12 protein-coding genes and 1 pseudogene are annotated in these 17,116 nt (G+C 64.6%); 11 read left to right on the top strand and 2 right to left on the bottom strand.

Annotated features, from left to right (window positions below; translation table 11 throughout):
• Positions 1-6: 6 nt before the first annotated feature.
• Genes Q0P52_RS16575 through Q0P52_RS16540 form a run of 8 tightly spaced genes read left to right on the top strand, consistent with a single transcriptional unit; the run spans position 7 to position 10,438 of the window.
• A complete protein-coding gene (locus Q0P52_RS16575; protein ID WP_293766135.1) occupies positions 7-2,001 on the top strand; it encodes a hypothetical protein in 1,995 nt (664 codons plus the stop codon).
• Positions 2,001-3,194 carry a glycosyltransferase gene (locus Q0P52_RS16570; RefSeq protein ID WP_293766134.1) on the top strand — a complete coding sequence of 398 codons (1,194 nt, stop codon included), beginning with the start codon at positions 2,001-2,003 and terminating at the stop codon, positions 3,192-3,194. The genes Q0P52_RS16575 and Q0P52_RS16570 overlap by 1 nt, the downstream gene beginning before the upstream one ends.
• Positions 3,191-4,498 carry a hypothetical protein gene (locus Q0P52_RS16565; protein WP_293766133.1) on the top strand — a complete coding sequence of 436 codons (1,308 nt, stop codon included), beginning with the start codon at positions 3,191-3,193 and terminating at the stop codon, positions 4,496-4,498. Before Q0P52_RS16570 ends, Q0P52_RS16565 begins: the two co-directional genes overlap by 4 nt.
• The gene (locus Q0P52_RS16560; protein WP_293766132.1) at positions 4,498-5,754 is read left to right on the top strand and encodes a glycosyltransferase family 4 protein; all 1,257 of its coding nucleotides are present in this window, start codon (positions 4,498-4,500) and stop codon (positions 5,752-5,754) included. The genes Q0P52_RS16565 and Q0P52_RS16560 overlap by 1 nt, the downstream gene beginning before the upstream one ends.
• The gene (locus Q0P52_RS16555; RefSeq protein ID WP_293766131.1) at positions 5,738-6,853 is read left to right on the top strand and encodes a glycosyltransferase family 1 protein; all 1,116 of its coding nucleotides are present in this window, start codon (positions 5,738-5,740) and stop codon (positions 6,851-6,853) included. Before Q0P52_RS16560 ends, Q0P52_RS16555 begins: the two co-directional genes overlap by 17 nt.
• On the top strand, positions 6,820-8,217 hold the full coding sequence (locus Q0P52_RS16550; protein WP_293766130.1) for an O-antigen ligase family protein: 1,398 nt from the start codon (positions 6,820-6,822) through the stop codon (positions 8,215-8,217). The genes Q0P52_RS16555 and Q0P52_RS16550 overlap by 34 nt, the downstream gene beginning before the upstream one ends.
• A complete protein-coding gene (locus Q0P52_RS16545; protein ID WP_293766129.1) occupies positions 8,214-9,035 on the top strand; it encodes an acyltransferase in 822 nt (273 codons plus the stop codon). The genes Q0P52_RS16550 and Q0P52_RS16545 overlap by 4 nt, the downstream gene beginning before the upstream one ends.
• The gene (locus Q0P52_RS16540) at positions 9,035-10,438 is read left to right on the top strand and encodes a lipid II flippase MurJ (protein ID WP_293766128.1); all 1,404 of its coding nucleotides are present in this window, start codon (positions 9,035-9,037) and stop codon (positions 10,436-10,438) included. Before Q0P52_RS16545 ends, Q0P52_RS16540 begins: the two co-directional genes overlap by 1 nt.
• A gap of 9 nt (positions 10,439-10,447) precedes the next feature.
• Here the strand turns inward: Q0P52_RS16540 and Q0P52_RS16535 are convergent, their stop codons facing one another.
• A complete protein-coding gene (locus Q0P52_RS16535; protein WP_293766127.1) occupies positions 10,448-11,563 on the bottom strand; it encodes an LD-carboxypeptidase in 1,116 nt (371 codons plus the stop codon).
• Between the two features lie 3 nt (positions 11,564-11,566).
• A complete protein-coding gene (locus Q0P52_RS16530) occupies positions 11,567-13,744 on the bottom strand; it encodes an HDOD domain-containing protein (protein ID WP_293766126.1) in 2,178 nt (725 codons plus the stop codon).
• Positions 13,745-14,016: 272 nt separating this feature from the next.
• Here Q0P52_RS16530 and cysD point away from each other — a divergent pair, with 272 nt between their 5' ends.
• The 3 genes and pseudogenes from cysD to Q0P52_RS16515 form a co-directional block, all read left to right on the top strand.
• Positions 14,017-14,940, top strand: a complete 924-nt coding sequence (gene cysD / locus Q0P52_RS16525) for a sulfate adenylyltransferase subunit CysD (protein WP_293766125.1) — start codon at positions 14,017-14,019, stop codon at positions 14,938-14,940.
• Between the two features lie 79 nt (positions 14,941-15,019).
• Complete coding sequence (cysN, locus tag Q0P52_RS16520; RefSeq protein ID WP_293766124.1) at positions 15,020-16,456, top strand: sulfate adenylyltransferase subunit CysN; 1,437 nt, start codon at positions 15,020-15,022, stop codon at positions 16,454-16,456.
• A 263-nt stretch (positions 16,457-16,719) separates the two neighbouring features.
• A pseudogene (locus Q0P52_RS16515) lies at positions 16,720-17,116 on the top strand (transposase); the annotation flags it as partial.

Raw genomic sequence — 17,116 nt, 5'->3', positions numbered from 1 at the left:
TGCGTCATGATTGAAATCCGTTCATTCCGCGACCTTGTCCGGCTGCTGTTCATCTTCCTGCGGGAATTCCGCCTGGCAGTCATCGCCACCGTCGTGGTGGCCGTGCTGGGGGCCTTTCTCCTGCCGGCGCGCTATGAGTCCGAGGCGCGCCTGCTGGTGAAGCCGGGACGCGATACCAGCACGCTGCCCATCGAATTTGCAGACCGCCAGACGCTGGTGGCACCCAGTACCCAGCGCGACCCCATCGTGGACGAGGAAAAGCTGCTGACCGGTCGACCCATCATCCGGCAAGTGGCCGAATACTATCTGGAAGCCATGCACCCGCAGCCGCCGCAGGGTGTGTGGAAAACCATCAAGTTCTATGTCAAGAAGGCGGCCAACAGCGTCATTGAAACTGCTCGCGACGGGCTGGTGCTGGTGGGGGTGCTGGAAGAACAGTCGGCCGAAGAGCGGCTGGCGGCCAAGCTGGAAAAACAGTTTGAAGTCAGCCACGCGGCCGGCTCGGCGGTGATGGAGATCAGCTTTACCTGGGATGATCCGGCCGTGGCGCAGCAGGTGGTGGCCAAATGGGTCAATGTCTATCTGGAAGAGCGCGCCCGTGCGCTGGGTCGCAAGAGCCTGTACGACTTTTACCAGCAAGAAAGCGGCAAGCTGGCCGGGCAGATCGCCGGCACCAAGGCAGCCATCGCCGAGCATCTGAAAGCCATCGACGGCATCAGCTCCAAGGAAAAACTGGAGAGCCTGACCGACCGTCTCAACCGGGTGTCGGGCGAGCGCGCCGAGGCTGTGGCCGAACAGCTGGCGCTGGAAAAGGGCGTGCAAAGCGCTGGACAACGCGCACAGGGTTTGCCGCGCGAAGTGACCAAGGAGCGCGAGCTCAGCCTGAATCCGGCACGAGAGGACTTGCTGCTCAAACTCAACGGCCTGGAGCTGGAACGGCTGGACAAACTCAAGGTGTACCAGAACGACGCGCCGCCCATCCGCGAGCTGGACGCCGCCATCACCGCGCTCAAGGCGCGCGCGGGGCAGGAAAAGCCCACGGTGCAGCGCTCGGAAAACCGCGCGCCCAACGAGATGGTGACCATGCTGCAGCGGGACGCGCTGGAGCGAGACGTGCGCGTGAGCGAACTGAAAGCACGCATCGCCGCTTACGACCGCGAGATGGACACCCTCAAGGGCGAACGTCACCGCATTCTCGGCGTGGAGCCGGAACTGGCCCGGCTGGAGCGCGATCTGGCCGCCGCCGAGAAAAACTACCTGCTGTACCGGGACAGCCTGGAAAAGGCCCGTATCGATCGCGAGTTGGACAACAGCCGCATCAGCAATATCGCCGTCATCGAAAAAGCCACTTTCACGCCGGGCAAGGTCTTTCCCAAGAGCCTGCCCATTCTGTTGCTGGCCTTGCCCGCCGGCCTCGCCGTGGGCTTGCTGGTGGTTTACCTGGGCTTTTTGTTTGATCAGCGCATCCACGACGCCGGGCGGCTGGAAGCGCGTTTCGGCGTGCCGGTGTGGAGCGTCATCCCCGAGGCTGGCGAGGATGCCGGTCACGATGCGGCTTTCCTCGCCAGCCTGTATCGCCTGTACGGCCAGCTGCCCCTGGAAGAAGCGCGGGCGGAGGGCCTCAACTTGGGATTGTGTTCGGCCGCAGACGGCGCGGGCGTGGGTTTTGTCGCGCAGCGCCTGATCGAGGTGCTGCAAGAACGCGGCGTACCGGCCAGGCTGGCGCGCGACGATGCGGACCGCGCTGCGCCGGGTGAGGTGCTGCTGCTGCCGGCCGCCGGCCTGGGCAGCAATCACGACGCCTTCGTCCAGCTGAAGCGGGCCGATCGCATCTTGCTGCTGATTGAGGCTGGCAAGACCCGCGTGCCGATGCTGGAAAACGCGCTATCCATCCTGCAGACCGCCTTCGGCAAAGTGGACGGGCTGGTATTGAACCGCCGCCGGCTGGAAATTCCGGCCGCCGTGCTGGCGCGTCTGGATCGCCTGAAAGGGAACTGGTGATGCGCATCGCCCTGCTGGCGCCCTTGCCGCCGGAGCAAAGCGGCATTGCCGACTATGCCGCCGCGTTTCGTCAGGCCATGAGCGAGCTTGGCGTGGCGTTGACGCCGCCGCTGGCTGGCGGCCTGCCGCAGGAGCCGGCAAGGTTGGCCAAAGCGCTGGCAAGCGTGGATTGGACTGCTTTCGACGGCGCGCACGCCGAGCTGGGCGGCGGACGTTGCGGCGAGTTCCTGGCGTTGGAATGGCTGGCGCGACACCGGCCGGGGCTGGCGTTGACCGCCACGGTGCACGACCCGGAGCGGCTGATCTGGCGGCCGCCGTCATTGCCGGCCTGGTGGCGCAAGCTGCCGCCGACGCTGGCCAAACTGGGTGTGCTGGCGCTCGATCCTTTTACCTTGCGGCGCGAGCGCACGCTGGCGGAGCAGCTGTCCTTGCTGGTCACCCTGACCGAAACCGGGCGTTTCCGTCTGTGTCGGCGCATGGGCCTGGCCAAGTCGCAAGTGGTGGCCATCGCTCATGGCAACCGCGCACTGCCGCCGGCTCCGCTGCCGCCTTTGCCGCCAAGGGGGCCGCTGCGGCTCTTGTACTTCGGCTTCGTCTACCGGGGCAAAGGCATCGAAGATCTCATCGATGCGCTGGCGCTGCTGGAGCAACAGCGGCCCGGCTTTGCCGCAGGCTGCGCCCTGACGCTGGCCGGTGGCACGCAGCCGGACATGACCTTTGCCGGCGGCGGGGATTATCTCGATTTCCTGCGGCGGCGGTTGCGCGAGGCCGGGCTGGCGCGTTTGACGCTGGACTGGCGGCTGGATGTGGAGGCTGATGCTATTCCCACCCTGATCCAGTCCTGCCATGTGATGGTGCTGCCGTATCGCGAGTCCGCCCGGCTGGCTTGGCTGGGGCAGCAACGCGGCACCAGCGGCGCGCTGTCCTGGGCGGCGGCCTGCGGGCGCGGCGCCATCGCTTCCAATGCGCGGGCGTTTGCCGAAGAGGTGTCGCATGGCAACGGGGTGGTGTATGCGCAGGGCGATGTGCCGGCGCTGGCGGACGCTATTGCCCGCATGGCGGATCAGCCCGCCCGTATCGCCGCTTGCGCCGAGGCGGCGTCCCGGCTGGGGCAGGCCCGAGTCTGGCCCAGTACCGCCGAGCGCTTCAAAAAAGTGTTTCTGCGCGCGCAGGGCCAGGGAGAGACGTTATGAAAACACGGATGGCCGCCTTGCTGGCCTGCCTGGCCTTGATGATGTGCGCGCCCTTGCGGGCGGAAACCCGCCTCAGCGGCAAGCAGCCGCTGGCATGGAAAGATTTTCTCGGTGTGAACGCGCATTTCCTCTGGTTTACCCCGGCGCAATACCAAGGCCAGATGGCGCGGCTCAAGGCGCTGGGGCTGGAGTGGGTGAGGGTGGATCTGCATTGGGACCGGCACGAACCACAGGAAGAGCGCTATGTGCTGCAGCCGCTGGACGATCTGACCGCCGCCTTGCGGCGCGAGCGGCTGAAGTCGGTGTTCTATCTGGTGGGTTCGGCCCGCTTTGCCAGCAGCGCGCCGTTCTGGGCGCGCAACAAGGACCAGTACCCGCCTACCGACTCCGCGGTCTATGCGCGGCGGCTGGCCATGCTGGCCGGTCGCTATCCCGGCGTGGACGCCTGGCAGGTGTGGAACGAGCCCAATCTGCCGGCATTCTGGCAGCCGCATGAAGACGCGCGCGGCTATGGCCTGCTGCTGCGCGATTCGGTGCAGGCACTGCGCCGCGCCGCGCCGGGCAAGCCGGTGGTCATGGCGGGCATGGCCTATTACAGCCAGCAGCCGACACAAGGCGGGCTGATGCTGGAAGAGCTGGGCAAACTGGGCGCTTTCAGTCTGGGCGCGGTGGTGGCCTACCACCCGTACAGCCTGGAGCCGGAAGGCGACGACCCGACCGCCCGCGATTTCATCCTGCGCGCGCAGGAAGCCAACCGCCGTCTGCGCGCGATGAAAGTGCCCGCCATCTGGGCAACCGAGTGGGGTTGGTCCAGTTATGGCGGCCCGAAAGAGGAGCAGCCCGTCATCGGCCGCGACGGGCAGGCCGATTTTCTCTTGCGTCGTCTGGCGCTGATGAGCGCGCTGGATTACGACCGCGTCTTCCTGTTTGCCCTGTCCGATCTGGATGGCCGCGCCGGTCGGCGCGACCAGTCTTACGGCCTGCTGTCGCTGGACGGCAAACCCAAGCCCGCTTATACCGCGCTGGCGCGTTTTCTCGCCATTACCGGCCCGCGTTTGCTGCCGGACAGCGGCCCCGCCTTGACCCGCGAAGCCGGCGAACAATTCAGCGTGGCCTGGCGCAAACCGGATGGCAGCCGCTTGTGGTTGTTCTGGGCGCGGCAGCCCGGCGTGGTGGAGCTGAGCGGGGTGACGCGCGCCACCCTCTACCAGCCGCTAAGCGGTGGTCGGCGCGAACTGACGGCGGAGAACGGCCGGCTGCGACTGGACGCCAGTCGCCAATTGCAGATTCTGGAGTGGAAATAATGGGCTGTCCCGTAGACAAGATCATCCGGCAGGAACAGGCCTTGCAGCGCCCGTTGCGCATTCTGTGGACGTTGCCGTATTTGCCCTGGCCCACCACCAGCGGCGGGAAGCTGAGACAGTTTCACCTCATTCGCACGCTGGCAGAGCGTGGTCATCGCATTACCTTGCTGGTGCAGAGCAAACAGGCGCTGGACGCCGATACACAATGGCGACTGTCGCGACTGGTGGAGCGCTTGATCGTCCTGCCGCGCCGCCCTTTGAAGCACCCCAAAACCTTGCTCGCTGCGGCGCTGGCTCCGTACCCGCTGCTGGCTAGCGTCAACGGCCTTGCGCCAGCGCTCAGCCGCCGTTTCGGCCAACTGTTGGCCGAAGGCTGGGATGTGGTGCAGATTGAGCACAGCTACGCCGCCCAGCCTTTTCTGGCCGAATTGCGGCGTCGCCGGCAAGCCTTTTTGCTGACCGAACACAATGTGGAGTCGGCCCTCGGCGCAGCCACCTATCAGCATCTGCCGTTCTGGAGCAAACCCTATGTGGTTTACGACCAGTGGCGCTATCGCCGCTGGGAGGCGCGGGTGCTGAAGGCGGCGGCGCGGGTGGCGGCGGTTACCGCCGAGGACGCCGCCCAGCTGGCGCGCGTGCGCGGCGACGCGGTGGATGTGGTGGTCAATGGCGTGGATTGCCGGCATTTCGAATCAGTGCGTCCTGTGGCCGGCAGTCGGCGTCTGCTGTTTGTCGGCAATTTCGAATACCCGCCCAATCTCGATGCGGTGCGCTGGTGCGTGGAAGACATCATGCCCCGCGTCTGGTCCCAGGCGGCGGATGCCAGGCTGGCCATCTGTGGCTACGCGATGCCGGAAGAGTGGAAGACGCGTTGGACGGACGCGCGCATCGAGTGGCAGGGCTTTGTCGATGATCTGCGGGTGGAGCAGGCGGCGTCCACGCTGTTCATCGCCCCCCTGCGCGAGGGCGGCGGCTCCAAGCTCAAGGTGCTGGAAGCCATGGCGGCGGGGCTCCCGGTGGTCAGTACGCCGCAGGGCGTGTCCGGCTTGAGCCTGCGCGACGGCGAAGACGCTTTCACTGCGGCAAGCGCGGAGGGCTTGGCGCGCGAAGCCTTGCTGCTGCTGGCTTCGCCCCGGCTGGCCGTCCGGGTGGGGGAGGCCGGCCGCGCTTATGCGCGCGCGCGCCACGACTGGAACGCCGCCGCCGACCAGCTGGAATGCCTGTATCGGGAGATGCTTGATGCGCGTCGGTCTTGATTACCGCCCGGTGACGGCCGCGCCGTATTCCGGCATCGCGCGTCAGGTGTTGGCGATGGAATCGGCGCTGGCGGCTCGCCCCGGCGTGGAGGTGCTGCGTTTCACCGCCTGTCCCGACGGCCATCCGCATCGACAGATTGCGCTGTGCCCAGCGCAGGCCAGCCCGCAGGGCGGATTACATCGCCCCCAGGAGCGCTGGCGTTTCGAGGCCGGCTTCCTGCCGCAGGCCCTGCGCGACAGCAGGGCGGACGTTTACATCGCCACCGCCAATACCGGCCTGCCGCCCTTGGGCGCGCCGGAGGGCGTGCGGCTGGGCTTGCTGCTGCATGATGTGTTCCAGCTGACGCTGGACAACCGTCACGCCAGCTGGTGGAAGGCGCTGGCCTACCGGCAGATAGACCGCCTGGGCGTACGGCGCTCCGTGTCGCTGGCGGAGCGGGTGTTCACACCCTCGCGTTTCACGGCCGAGCAGGCCGCCGCGCTGTTTCCCCGTCATGCGGCCAAGTTGCGTGTGCTGCCCAATGCTGTGCCGTCGATAGCTGAACCCGTGATGGCATCGCCCTTGAATGCGCCTTATTGGTTGCTGGTGGGTTCGCGGGAGCCGCGCAAAAACATCCCCTGGTTCATCGAGCAATGGCGATCGGCGCGTCAGGCTTGTCCTGAGCTGTTGCCCGAACTGGCGCTAGTGGGGTCTCTGGACGATCTGCCGCCGGAGCAGCGCGACTTGCCTGGCCTGCGGGTGTTGAGCGGGGTGAGCGACGCGGAGCTGGCCGCCTTGTACCGCCATGCCGAACGCTTGTGGCAGCCTTCCTTGGCCGAGGGGTTTGGCTTGCCGGTAGTGGAAGCCATGGCGCAAGGCACGCCGACGGCGGTGGCGCTGGGGTCCGCGCTGGACGAGGTGGCCTTGCCGGAAGCGCCGCGCTTCGATCCGCATCAAGGAGCCGCCTTGCAGCGACTGATGCGACGACTGGCGCAGGATGGCCGGGGCCGACTGGAGAGTCCCGTCGCCTTGCGCGCCTGGGCCGCGCAGTTTGACATGCCGGCTTACAGCGCCAGGCTATGGCAATGGCTGGGCGAATGGCTTGGGGAGGCATGGTGAGCGCGCTGGCGGTGCTGATCGGCGTCGTGTTCGGCGCTTTGCTGCTGGCCCTGCCCAAGGCGGTTACCCTGCTGGCGGTCGCCGGCGCGGCGTTGGCGCTGACCGTGCTGTGGAAGCCCTTGTGGGGCTTGCTGCTGTTTGCCGTGCTGGCCACTTTCATCCCGTACACCACGGTGAATCTGGGTTTTCGCATTACCGTCAGCGAAGCGATGCTGGGGCTGTGCTGGGCCGGCGCGGGCTGGCAATTGATGACGGGGCAGCGGCGCTGGCGGCTGGACTCGCCTGAGCGCTGGCTGATCGGCCTGATGGTGTTCAGCGGCCTGCCGTTTCTGGTGGGGCAAGTCACGGTGCAGGCCGATGGCAACGGGGTGGTCAACTGGTTGCGCTGGTTGCTGAATCTGTCGCCTTTGCTGCTGTTGCCGCTGCTGGCTCAGGGAGAGCGCGAACGCGATGCGGTGGCGGCTGCGCTGCTGTTGGGCACGCTGGCCATGCTGCTGCTGTCGCTGGCGTATTTCTTCAAGGACCGGAACGCCAATACCTTCATTCCGGTGCTGGAGAAACTGAAATATGCCCACCCGGAAGCGGTGAAAGACATCTTTTCGGCCAACTACACCCGCATGGCCTCGCCCTGGGTGCATCCCAACCTGACCGGCGGCGCGCTGGTGCTGTTTCTGCCGCTGGCCTTCTTTTACGCGCAATGCCGGCAAGGCTGGCGGCGCTTGCTGGGCGCTTCGGTTGCCGTGCTGGGCGCGGCGGGGTTGCTGTTCAGCATTTCACGCGGGGCCATTCTCAGTCTGGCTCTGGTGTTGCTGTGGATGAGCTGGCGACGGGTGCCGCTGGCGGGCCGCATCATCGGCCTGGCCGCAGCGCTGGGCTTGGCGCTGGTGTTGTTTTACCCGCCCTTGCAGGAGCGCCTGTCCACCATGTTTTCCTCCAGCAACGCCAGCACGGAAATCCGTATGGACGAGTACCGGATGTTTCCCAAGGCCATGGCGCGCTATCCCTTGGGCATTGGTTTCAAGACCGAGCCGCCGCCGCCGGATACCGGCTTGCTGGGCATTTCCAATCTCTGGCTCAACCTCATTTACAAGCTGGGCTTGCCGGGCATGGCGTTGTTTGTGCTGCAAACCCGGGCCTGGTGGCGAGCCTGGCGGCCCGGGCCCAGTCTGGCGGCCATGGGCGAGCGCGAGGCGCTGGCGCTGGGCGCAGGGGCCGGTGTGCTGGCGGCCTTGCTGACCGGGTTTTTTGATCATTACTACAGTTTTACTAATGTGCTGGTGGCCCTGTTCTGGCTGGTGATGGCGCTCAATCTGCAATGGGCGCGCGATAAGGGCGGGGCGACGGATGGAAGGAAAACGGCATGAAACATCGGGTTTATCATTCACACGGCGTGTCGGCGCGCCTTGACGAATACGCCGCGCGCCTGGGCGTGCCGGAAACCGAGTTGGCCGAAGCCTGGCGATGGATGCTGGCCAACGACGTGGCCTTCGAGGAGGGCGATGCGGCGTCGCCAAGGGTGTCCATCTGCTCCATCAATATCGAGCCGCGCATCGCGCACCCGCTGGCGCGCCGCTTCTTCGCCTTGCTGCGAGATGAGGTGCCCGCCACGTTCGTGCCCTTGTACGGGCTGAACTGGCCCACGCTGAAAGATCGCTGCCGTCGGGTGTGGGAGCAGTGCTACAACATGCTGGTGAACAAGATTCCCAGTCACCATGTGCGTTTGGCCTGGCTGCGGCTGGGTGGCGCGCGCATCGGCAAGGGCTCTACCATCTGGCGCAATACCGAAGTGCTGGGTGTGGAAAACCTAGTGATGGGCGTGGACAGCGTGATTGCCTGGCACTGCCAGATAGACGCCCGCGCCGGCCTGATCATCGGCGATCACGTGGCCGTGGCGTCCTACGCCAGAATCATCGCCGGCAGTCATGATCTGGCCGCCCCGGAATTCTGGTCGGTATCGGCGCCCATCTTTATCGATGACTACGTGTGGATTGCCACCGGCGCGCTGATCGGCCACGGCGCGCGCATCGGTCGCGGCGCGGTGGTGACGGCCAATACCGTGGTGAGCAAGGAAGTGGCTCCGTACAAGATTGTGGGCGGCAGCGGGGCCAAGCCTATGGGCGAGCGGCCGCACAACCTCAATTACAAGGTGGGCGGCCTCGGGCTGTTCACTTTCCTGCACTGATGTTCGGCGCCACCCTCTGGCTGACGCTGGCCACACTGGCCGGCCTGGCGGCGGGCTTTGCCCGCGAGTGGCTGCTGGTGGCGGACTGGGGCGCGGGTCATCGCAGCGACGCTTTTCTGGTGGCGATGTTTTTGCCGGAAGCGCTGCGGGCCATGCTGGCCGGCGGTGTGCTGTCGGCGGCCTGCCTGCCCTTGTGGCAAGGGCGAGCGGAGGCGGATCGGCCAGGCTGGCTGGCGGCGCTGGCGCGCCACTGGCTGTGGGTGGGCATGGCGCTGGCGGCGGCCATCAGTTTGCTGGCCCCCGGGCTGGCGCAGCTGGTGGGGCCCGGGTTGGCAACGGCGGATCTCGCGCTGGCCGCCGAGACGCTGTCGCTGTTGTCGCTGATCATGCCGGGCTTGATGCTGCAGGCGGTGTTTGCCGTGCCGGCGCAGGCGCAGGGCCGTTTCCTGCTGCCGGGTTTGGGTTCCTTGATGTTCAATCTGCCTGCGGTGGTGTATCTGTGGCTGAGCGGGCCGGCCGCGACGCCGCGCGGGGCGGCTTGGGGGTTTGTTCTGGGCAGCGTGCTGATGGCGCTGCCCTTGTTGCCATCCGCTTGGCGCGAGGGGTGGCGGCCCTGTTTGCGCGGCCCGAGCGGGGCTGCGCGAGAAGTGTGGCGGCAGTTGTGGCCCTTGCTGGCCAGCGGCGGCGCAAGTCAAGGCCTAGCCTGGCTGGAGCGGTTGGCGGCGTCTTATCTTGGCGAAGGCGCCATTACCCTGGTGAATCTGGCGCGCAAGCTGGTGAATATTCCGCTGATTGCGCTGATGAGTCTCAATCAGGTGTTGCTGGGGCGTATGAGCGGGCAGAGCCGGGAAGATCGGCGCGCGCTGCTGGACAGCGGTTTGTCGCTTTGCACCGTGCTGACTTTGCCGGCGGCGGTGGGCCTGATCGCCATCGCGCCGCAACTGGTGCGTACCGTCTTGCCGGCAGGGTTGGCCGAAGGGCCGCTGGCGGGCCTGCTGTCGGCATTTGCCGTGGCCATCGTTTTTGGCAGCTGGAACGCCTTGCTGGCGCGTTATTACTATGCGGCGGCCGATACCCGCACGCCGCTATCTTGCGAATTGCGCGGCAATCTCGCGCAGGCGGCGTGCCTGCTGACGCTGCCTGCGCTGGCGCAGTTGTACGGCATTGCGCTGGCCGGTTTGGTGGGAGTGCTGACTACCGGTCTGTTGCTGACAGGGCTGCTGGACCGGGCCGCCCGCACCGCTTACCTGCGGCTGGCCGGGCTGTCCTTGCTGGCCTGCGGCGCGGCGATGCTGGCGCAAGGCGGGCTGGCCGGCCTGAGCGCGCCCATGGCCTGGAGCCTGGCGCTGCTGCTGGGCGGCGGACTGCTGGGGGCCTTGCTGCTGCAACGTCGCCACGGCTGACTCGGCCGGTCAGATCGCGCTCAGCAGGGTATCCGGCTGCAGGCCGTCGGCGCTGTGCGCGGGGTAGTCGAAGAAGCTCAGGGTCAGGCCGTTTTCATCGCAGGCGAATTTGGCCGGAAAGCCCAGCGGCAAAGTGGTTTTGTCGTGTATGTGGCCGAAAGGAAGGCCGGTATAGATGGGCACATCCAGCTCCCGGCGCATCTGGCTGATGACGCTGCCCAGGGTATAGGACGGGTCGTAGGCGTCGACGATACGCCCCATGGAGAAATCGCCGAGGAAAATGGCTTTCTGCTTTTGCAGGATGCCGGCCAGATACAGCTGCTGCAGCATCCGCTCCAGCCGGTAGGGCTGTTCGCCCACATCCTCCAGAAACAGCAGGCCGCCGGCAATGTCCGGCAAGTAAGGCGAGCCGGCCAAGCTGCTCAGCACGCTGAGGTTGCCGCCCCAGAACAAACCTTCGCCCCGGCCGGTTTCCGCTTGCCGGCCCGGCACGCTCACCTGCCAGCCGCTCTGGCTCAGGCAGCCCATGAACTGTTGCAGGGCATAGGCGCTGGGTGTTTTGCCGCCGATGTCGCTGTACAGCATGGGGCCGGCAAAACTGCCCATTCCGCCCTTGGCCAGCAGGGCCAGTTGCAGGGCGGTGAAATCGCTGTAGCCCACTACTTGGGTGCCGGCTTCTTTCAGGCGGGGAACCAGTTTGCCGAAGTCGATGCGCGGCAGCAGCCGGCACGCGCCATAGCCGCCGCGTCCAGCCAGCAGCATGCGCGGCATGGCGTCGCGTTTCAGCAGGTTGTGCAAATCCGACAGCCGCTCCTCGTCGGTGCCGGCAAAACGCTGGTACTGGCGGGACACCGCCTCCTGATTGCTGACCGTGAAGCCAGCGGCGGTGAGGCGGGCAATGCCGGCATCGCGCTGGCTGGCCTTGGGCAGGGTGCCGGACAGGGCCAGCAGGTAGATTTCATTGTTGTTCATGAGATGAGGTCGGGTGGATGCGGCGGACGGCTGGTCGGGCTTGAGCGGCGGCGCGCCGCAGGCGGCAAGCAGGCTGGCGGCGGCCACGCCGGCTCCCGCTTGCAGCAGCAGGCGGCGCTGTGGATCAGGCGCGAGGTTGGAATCTTGGGGCATGAATCAGTTCTGTTTTTGCTTGATGGCCAGCAGGGCCTGATTGCGCATCGTTTTCAGCAGATTGAGTTCGTCCGGCTTCAGCGGCAGGCTGTGCGCCTTGCGCCGATCGCCGTACAAAAAGCCGATTTTGCGCTTGTCCAGCACCAGGGGGAAGACGATGAAGGTATCGCCGGGCGCCAGTTGGCGGAACCACGGCGGGATGTGCGCGGCGATTTCAGGCGCAGTAGCGTCCTCGATGAAGATGTCCACATTGCGGTCCATGGCAATGCAAAAGGCGTTGTCGCTGACAGCCAGATCCACGCGAAAACTCTTCAGCAGCCCGTCCACGCCGTCGCCGAAACCGAAGCGCGCCACCACCTGGTTCAGCTTTACATCGCGCGTGCACAGCAGCACATGATCAAAGCCCACCGCGCGGAACATGGTTTCCAGGATCATGCGCAGCAGGTCGTTGAGCTGGTAATTGCCCAGCAAGGTGCTGGTGATGTCCTGAATGCCCGCCGACAGCAGGGCCGAGGTGGCGGGAGGCGGCGCCACCACGCTGTCTTCCAGCGCAGGCGGCAGGTTGGCCGAAGGGGCGGCGGCTCGCGGCGGCGTCTGGCCGATGCGGGCGGTGCGCAACTGGCGGGCCAGCGGGCTGTGTTCCTTGCCGCTGTCCAGTTCGCGCAGATAGTCGGTAAATAGTTGCTGGCCATCGTGGATAAGGTCTTCCAGGTCGCGCAGCGTCATCGGCAGAGCCCGCTCGTAGCGGCGCAGCAGGGTGGCGGCGCGCGCCAGCGAATCGGGATGGTTGTGCGACAGCAGCTCGGTGAGTTCGCGCGCCAGATGGCTGAAGACGCGCAGGCGGGCCTCGCCATGCTGCGGTTGACGCACCGGCTCGTCGCCCAGCGGTTCAATGCTGCGCACGATGCGCTCGGGAAAGCTCCACAGTGCCGCCGTGCCGCCGCCAAAGTCGGCGTAGCCGATGCCCAGCGTACTTTTCACCGCCGCTTCCTGGCGGCTGCCGGCCTGCAATTTCTTTTGGATCAGCCGGTACTCCTCGCGGAAGTAATAGACGCACAGCAGTTCGCCCAATTGCTGGAACATGCCGCAGATCAGGGCTTCCTCAACCTCGCGCTGGCCGGCTTTCTGCGCCAGCGCGCGCGTCATCAGCCCGCAAAACAGCGCCTTGATGGCCACATCCTTCACTTCTTGCGCGTGCGGGCGGTTGTGCATGTGCTCAAACAACAGCAACGTCAGCGCAAGATTGCGGATGGTGTCGAAACCCAGAATGACGATGGCGCGCGACACGGTGCTGACGGTGCCGCCAAACTGACTGAAGTTGGCCGAATTCACCACCTTGAGCAGTTTGTTGGTCAGTGAAAAATCCTTGAGGATGATCTCGGCCAGCACTTGCAGTCGCTCGCTGTCCGCGTTGCCGATGTGATTGATGGCGGACACCGCCTGCGACAGCGCGGGAAAATCCTGGCTGTGGCGCATGCGATGCAACAGCTGTTGCAGGGCCGCTTCGGTGTCGCCGTCGTGGCGGATGAAGCGCTGGCGGCCGGCCAACCAGTCTTGCAGCCTTGCCAGCAATTGGCGGGTACTGTCCACCGCGCCGGCTAGTCTGCCGTCGGTCATCTCTTCAACAAGCGCGGCCAGCTCGGCAGCAAGGTCCGGTTTCAGTCGCTGCAAAGGCAGGCTGCTGTGGCGGCGGCCGGAAAACAGCCAGTAGAACAGCTTGCCGGCTTGTCGCAGGTCCTCCGCCATCGTGTCCGCATCGGCGTGGCTCAGCACGGCCAGTGGTACTGTCAGTTGCAGATGGCTATCCAGCAGCAGCCGTTCCGGTTGTAATGCGCCAGTCGCTTGGCCAGCCAGATGCAGGCTGAGCAGGGCCTCCAGCAGATCGCAGGCAATGCCGGCCAGCGACTCGATATCGCAGGACGCCAGCTGCGCCAGCGCCAAAGGTTGACGACCGCCCAGCGCAAAAGCCGCCAACGCGCCGTCTTCCGTTGTCATCACCTCATCCGGCCGAGCCAGCAGGCTGCCGGGCAGCGAGGAAGGGGATGGGAGCGGGGTGCCTGAAGCCGGCAGCAGCAGAAATTCCCGACCGTCGCCATCCGTGGCCAGGTGGACGGTAAGGCCGTCGCCGCACAGCAAGGCGCGGGTGACGTGCAAAGGCTGGACTGAGTCCTTGTTGTTCATTTTTTTCTCCCTGCTCCAACTGTAGGGCGGAATGCCGGCCAATGGAACAGGTGCGTCAATTTGCATTATTGCTCTTTGTGCTAATTTTTCACTTCAATATCGTATATTGATATATCCAACTGATTTTTGGCTGCGCTGGCGTTTCGGGTAGATTGGCGTCTATCGATGACATCGGGCTTTGCCCCTTTCGCCTGTTCAAACGCTTGCCCGCACTGCGCGGCATGCCGGCCGGGCGCCAAGGGCCGGGCCGCCAAGGAAACAGGCGGGATAGCATGAACATCAGTCAACAGAAACTGACGCACTTGAAGCAACTGGAAGCGGAGTCCATCCACATTATCCGTGAAGTGGCGGCCGAGTTTGAAAACCCGGTGATGCTGTACTCCATCGGCAAGGACTCCGCCGTGATGCTGCATCTGGCGCGCAAGGCGTTTGCCCCCGGCAAGCCGCCGTTTCCGCTGATGCACGTGGACACCACCTGGAAATTCAAGGACATGTACGCCCTGCGCGACAAGCAGGCGGCTGAAGGCTGGGACCTGATCGTTCACGTCAACGAAGACGGCGTGAAGGCCGGCGTGAACCCTTTCACTGTGGGCAGCGCCAAGCACACCGACGTGATGAAAACCGAAGGCCTGAAGCAGGCGCTCAACAAATACGGTTTTGACGCGGCCTTTGGCGGCGCGCGCCGCGACGAAGAGAAATCCCGCGCCAAGGAGCGCGTGTACTCCTTCCGCGACCGCAACCATCGCTGGGACCCGAAAAACCAGCGCCCGGAACTCTGGAACATCTACAACAGCAAGATCGACAAGGGCGAGAGCATTCGCGTGTTTCCGCTCTCCAACTGGACCGAGCTGGACATCTGGCAATACATCTACCTGGAAAACATCGAGATCGTGCCGCTGTATTTCTCCGCCGAGCGCGAAGTGGTGGACCTCAACGGCACGCTGGTGATGATTGACGACGAGCGTATCCTGCAATACCTGACGCCGGAGCAAAAGGCTTCCATCACCCGCAAGTCCGTGCGCTTCCGCACGCTGGGCTGTTATCCGCTGACCGGCGCGGTGGAATCCACCGCCGCCACCTTGCCGGAGGTGATCCAGGAAATGCTGCTCACCACCACCAGCGAACGCCAGGGCCGCGTGATCGACCACGACCAGGCCGGCTCGATGGAAAAGAAGAAGATGGAAGGCTACTTCTGATCCGGCCGCTTCGGCCAACCTCGCACACCGAATGAACGCCGCCCGGGCCAGACCCGGGCCACCAGTGGAAGAAACGATCATGTCCCACCAGTCCGACCTGATTGCCCAGGACATCCTGGAATACCTAAAGCAGCATGAAAACAAAGACATGCTGCGCTTCATCACCTGCGGCAACGTCGACGACGGCAAGTCCACGCTGATCGGCCGTCTGTTGCATGATTCCAAGCTGATCTTCGAAGACCAGCTGGCCGCCATCGAGCGCGACTCGAAAAAGTACAACACCACCGACCAGAACATCGACCTCGCCTTGCTGGTGGACGGCCTGCAAGCCGAGCGCGAGCAGGGCATCACTATCGATGTGGCCTACCGCTACTTCAGCACCGAAAAGCGCAAGTTCATCATTGCCGACTGCCCGGGCCACGAGCAGTACACCCGCAACATGGCCACCGGCGCTTCCACCAGCAACCTGGCCATCATCCTGATCGACGCCCGTCGCGGCGTGCAGACCCAAACCCGCCGCCATAGCTATATCGTCAGTCTGCTGGGTATCCGTCACGTCATCGTCGCGGTCAACAAGATGGATCTGGTCGAACACAACGAAGACACCTACCAGCGCATCCGCGACGAATACCTTACGTTTGCCGAACACCTGGATATTCCAGACATCCGTTTCGTGCCCATCTCCGCCCTGCGCGGCGACAATGTGGTCACGCGCAGTGAAAACATGGCTTGGTATCAGGGCAGCACCCTGATGGAGCTGCTGGAAAGCGTACAGATCAGCCATGACGTGGCGCTGGACGCCTTCCGCCTGCCGGTGCAGTACGTCAACCGCCCCAATCTGGATTTCCGCGGCTTTTGCGGCACCATCGTCGCCGGCGAAGTGCGCCCGGGCGATGCGGTGAAAGTGTTGCCTTCCGGCAAGCAAAGCCGCGTCAAATCATTGGTCACTTACGAGGGCGAACTGGAATCCGCCTTTGTCGGCCAGGCCATCACGGTTACGCTGGAAGACGAGATCGACATCTCGCGCGGCGACCTGCTGGTGCGCGCAGATCAACAGGCGCCCTCGGTATCGCAAGCGCTGGAAGCGCACGTGGTATGGATGTCTGAAGCGCCGCTGGTGGTGGGCAAAGAGTACGGTTTCAAACTGGCCGGCAAGTTCGTCACCGGCCGCGTGGCCGCCATTCGCCATCGCATCGACGTCAACACGCTCAAGCGCTTTGACACCGAAGAGCTGGCGCTCAATGAAATCGCCCTGATCCGCGTGGAACTCAACGCGCCGGTAGTGTTCGACGCTTACAGCCTGAGCCGCGGCACCGGCAGTTTCATCATCATTGACCGCCTGAGCAATGCAACCGCCGCCGCAGGCATGGTGACATCCGCTGCGGAATATGCCGGCGAAGCGCCGGCCGCCGAGGATGAACTGACCCGCTTGCGCGCCTTTGAGGTGGAGCTGAACGCACTGGTGCGCAAATACTTCCCGCACTGGGAGGCGAAAGACATCAGCAAGCTGCTCTGATGCCATGATGGCAGCGTTCTGGGATGGGACTGCCGTCAGGTCAAAAAAACCCGGCCTTGAGCCGGGTTTTCTCATGGTGGAGTAGGGGTAATCCTCTCTTTCAAGCTGGATGCCAACCGCCCATGGGACTGCCTTCGCTGTGTGGAGACGCTTTCGGGGCAGCTTCTCTGATACTTGTTGTGTGGATCTTTCGTCGCCGCATGTGCTATGCAGTGGCTTTGTTGTACAAATCAGGGCTTGCGCCTGTCCGGTAGAGTGACCGCATGAGCAAGCACCTTCCTCCCAAGTACCAAACCATCAACTAGCAGTCCAACAACCAGCCCCTCAAGCAACGAGGGCAGCTCCTTCTCTGGCTCAACAAAAACATGAACTGGTTGGCACCGGCTACCGGCAGGCGGGGACGGCAGCCAACTTTTTCCGATGCCGCCATCCAGTTCTGTCTCACCATCAAATGTCTCTTTGGTCTGGCGCTATGGCAAACCACAGGCATGGTCGGAAGCATGTTGCGCCTGGCTGGACTTGATTGGGCCGTTCCCGACTTCAGCACGCTTTCCCGCCGGCAGAAAGACCTGCAGGTGCGCATCCCGGTGCAGAAGAAGCAGGGCTGTCTGCATCTCCTGGTGGATAGCACCGGCATCAAAATGATGGGTGAAGGCGAGT

This window comes from uncultured Aquitalea sp. (genome assembly GCF_945957525.1).
In the GTDB taxonomy this organism is placed as follows: domain Bacteria; phylum Pseudomonadota; class Gammaproteobacteria; order Burkholderiales; family Chromobacteriaceae; genus Aquitalea.
The sequence above is the reverse complement of the archived record's forward strand: the minus strand, read 5'-3'. Positions and strand labels throughout refer to the sequence as shown.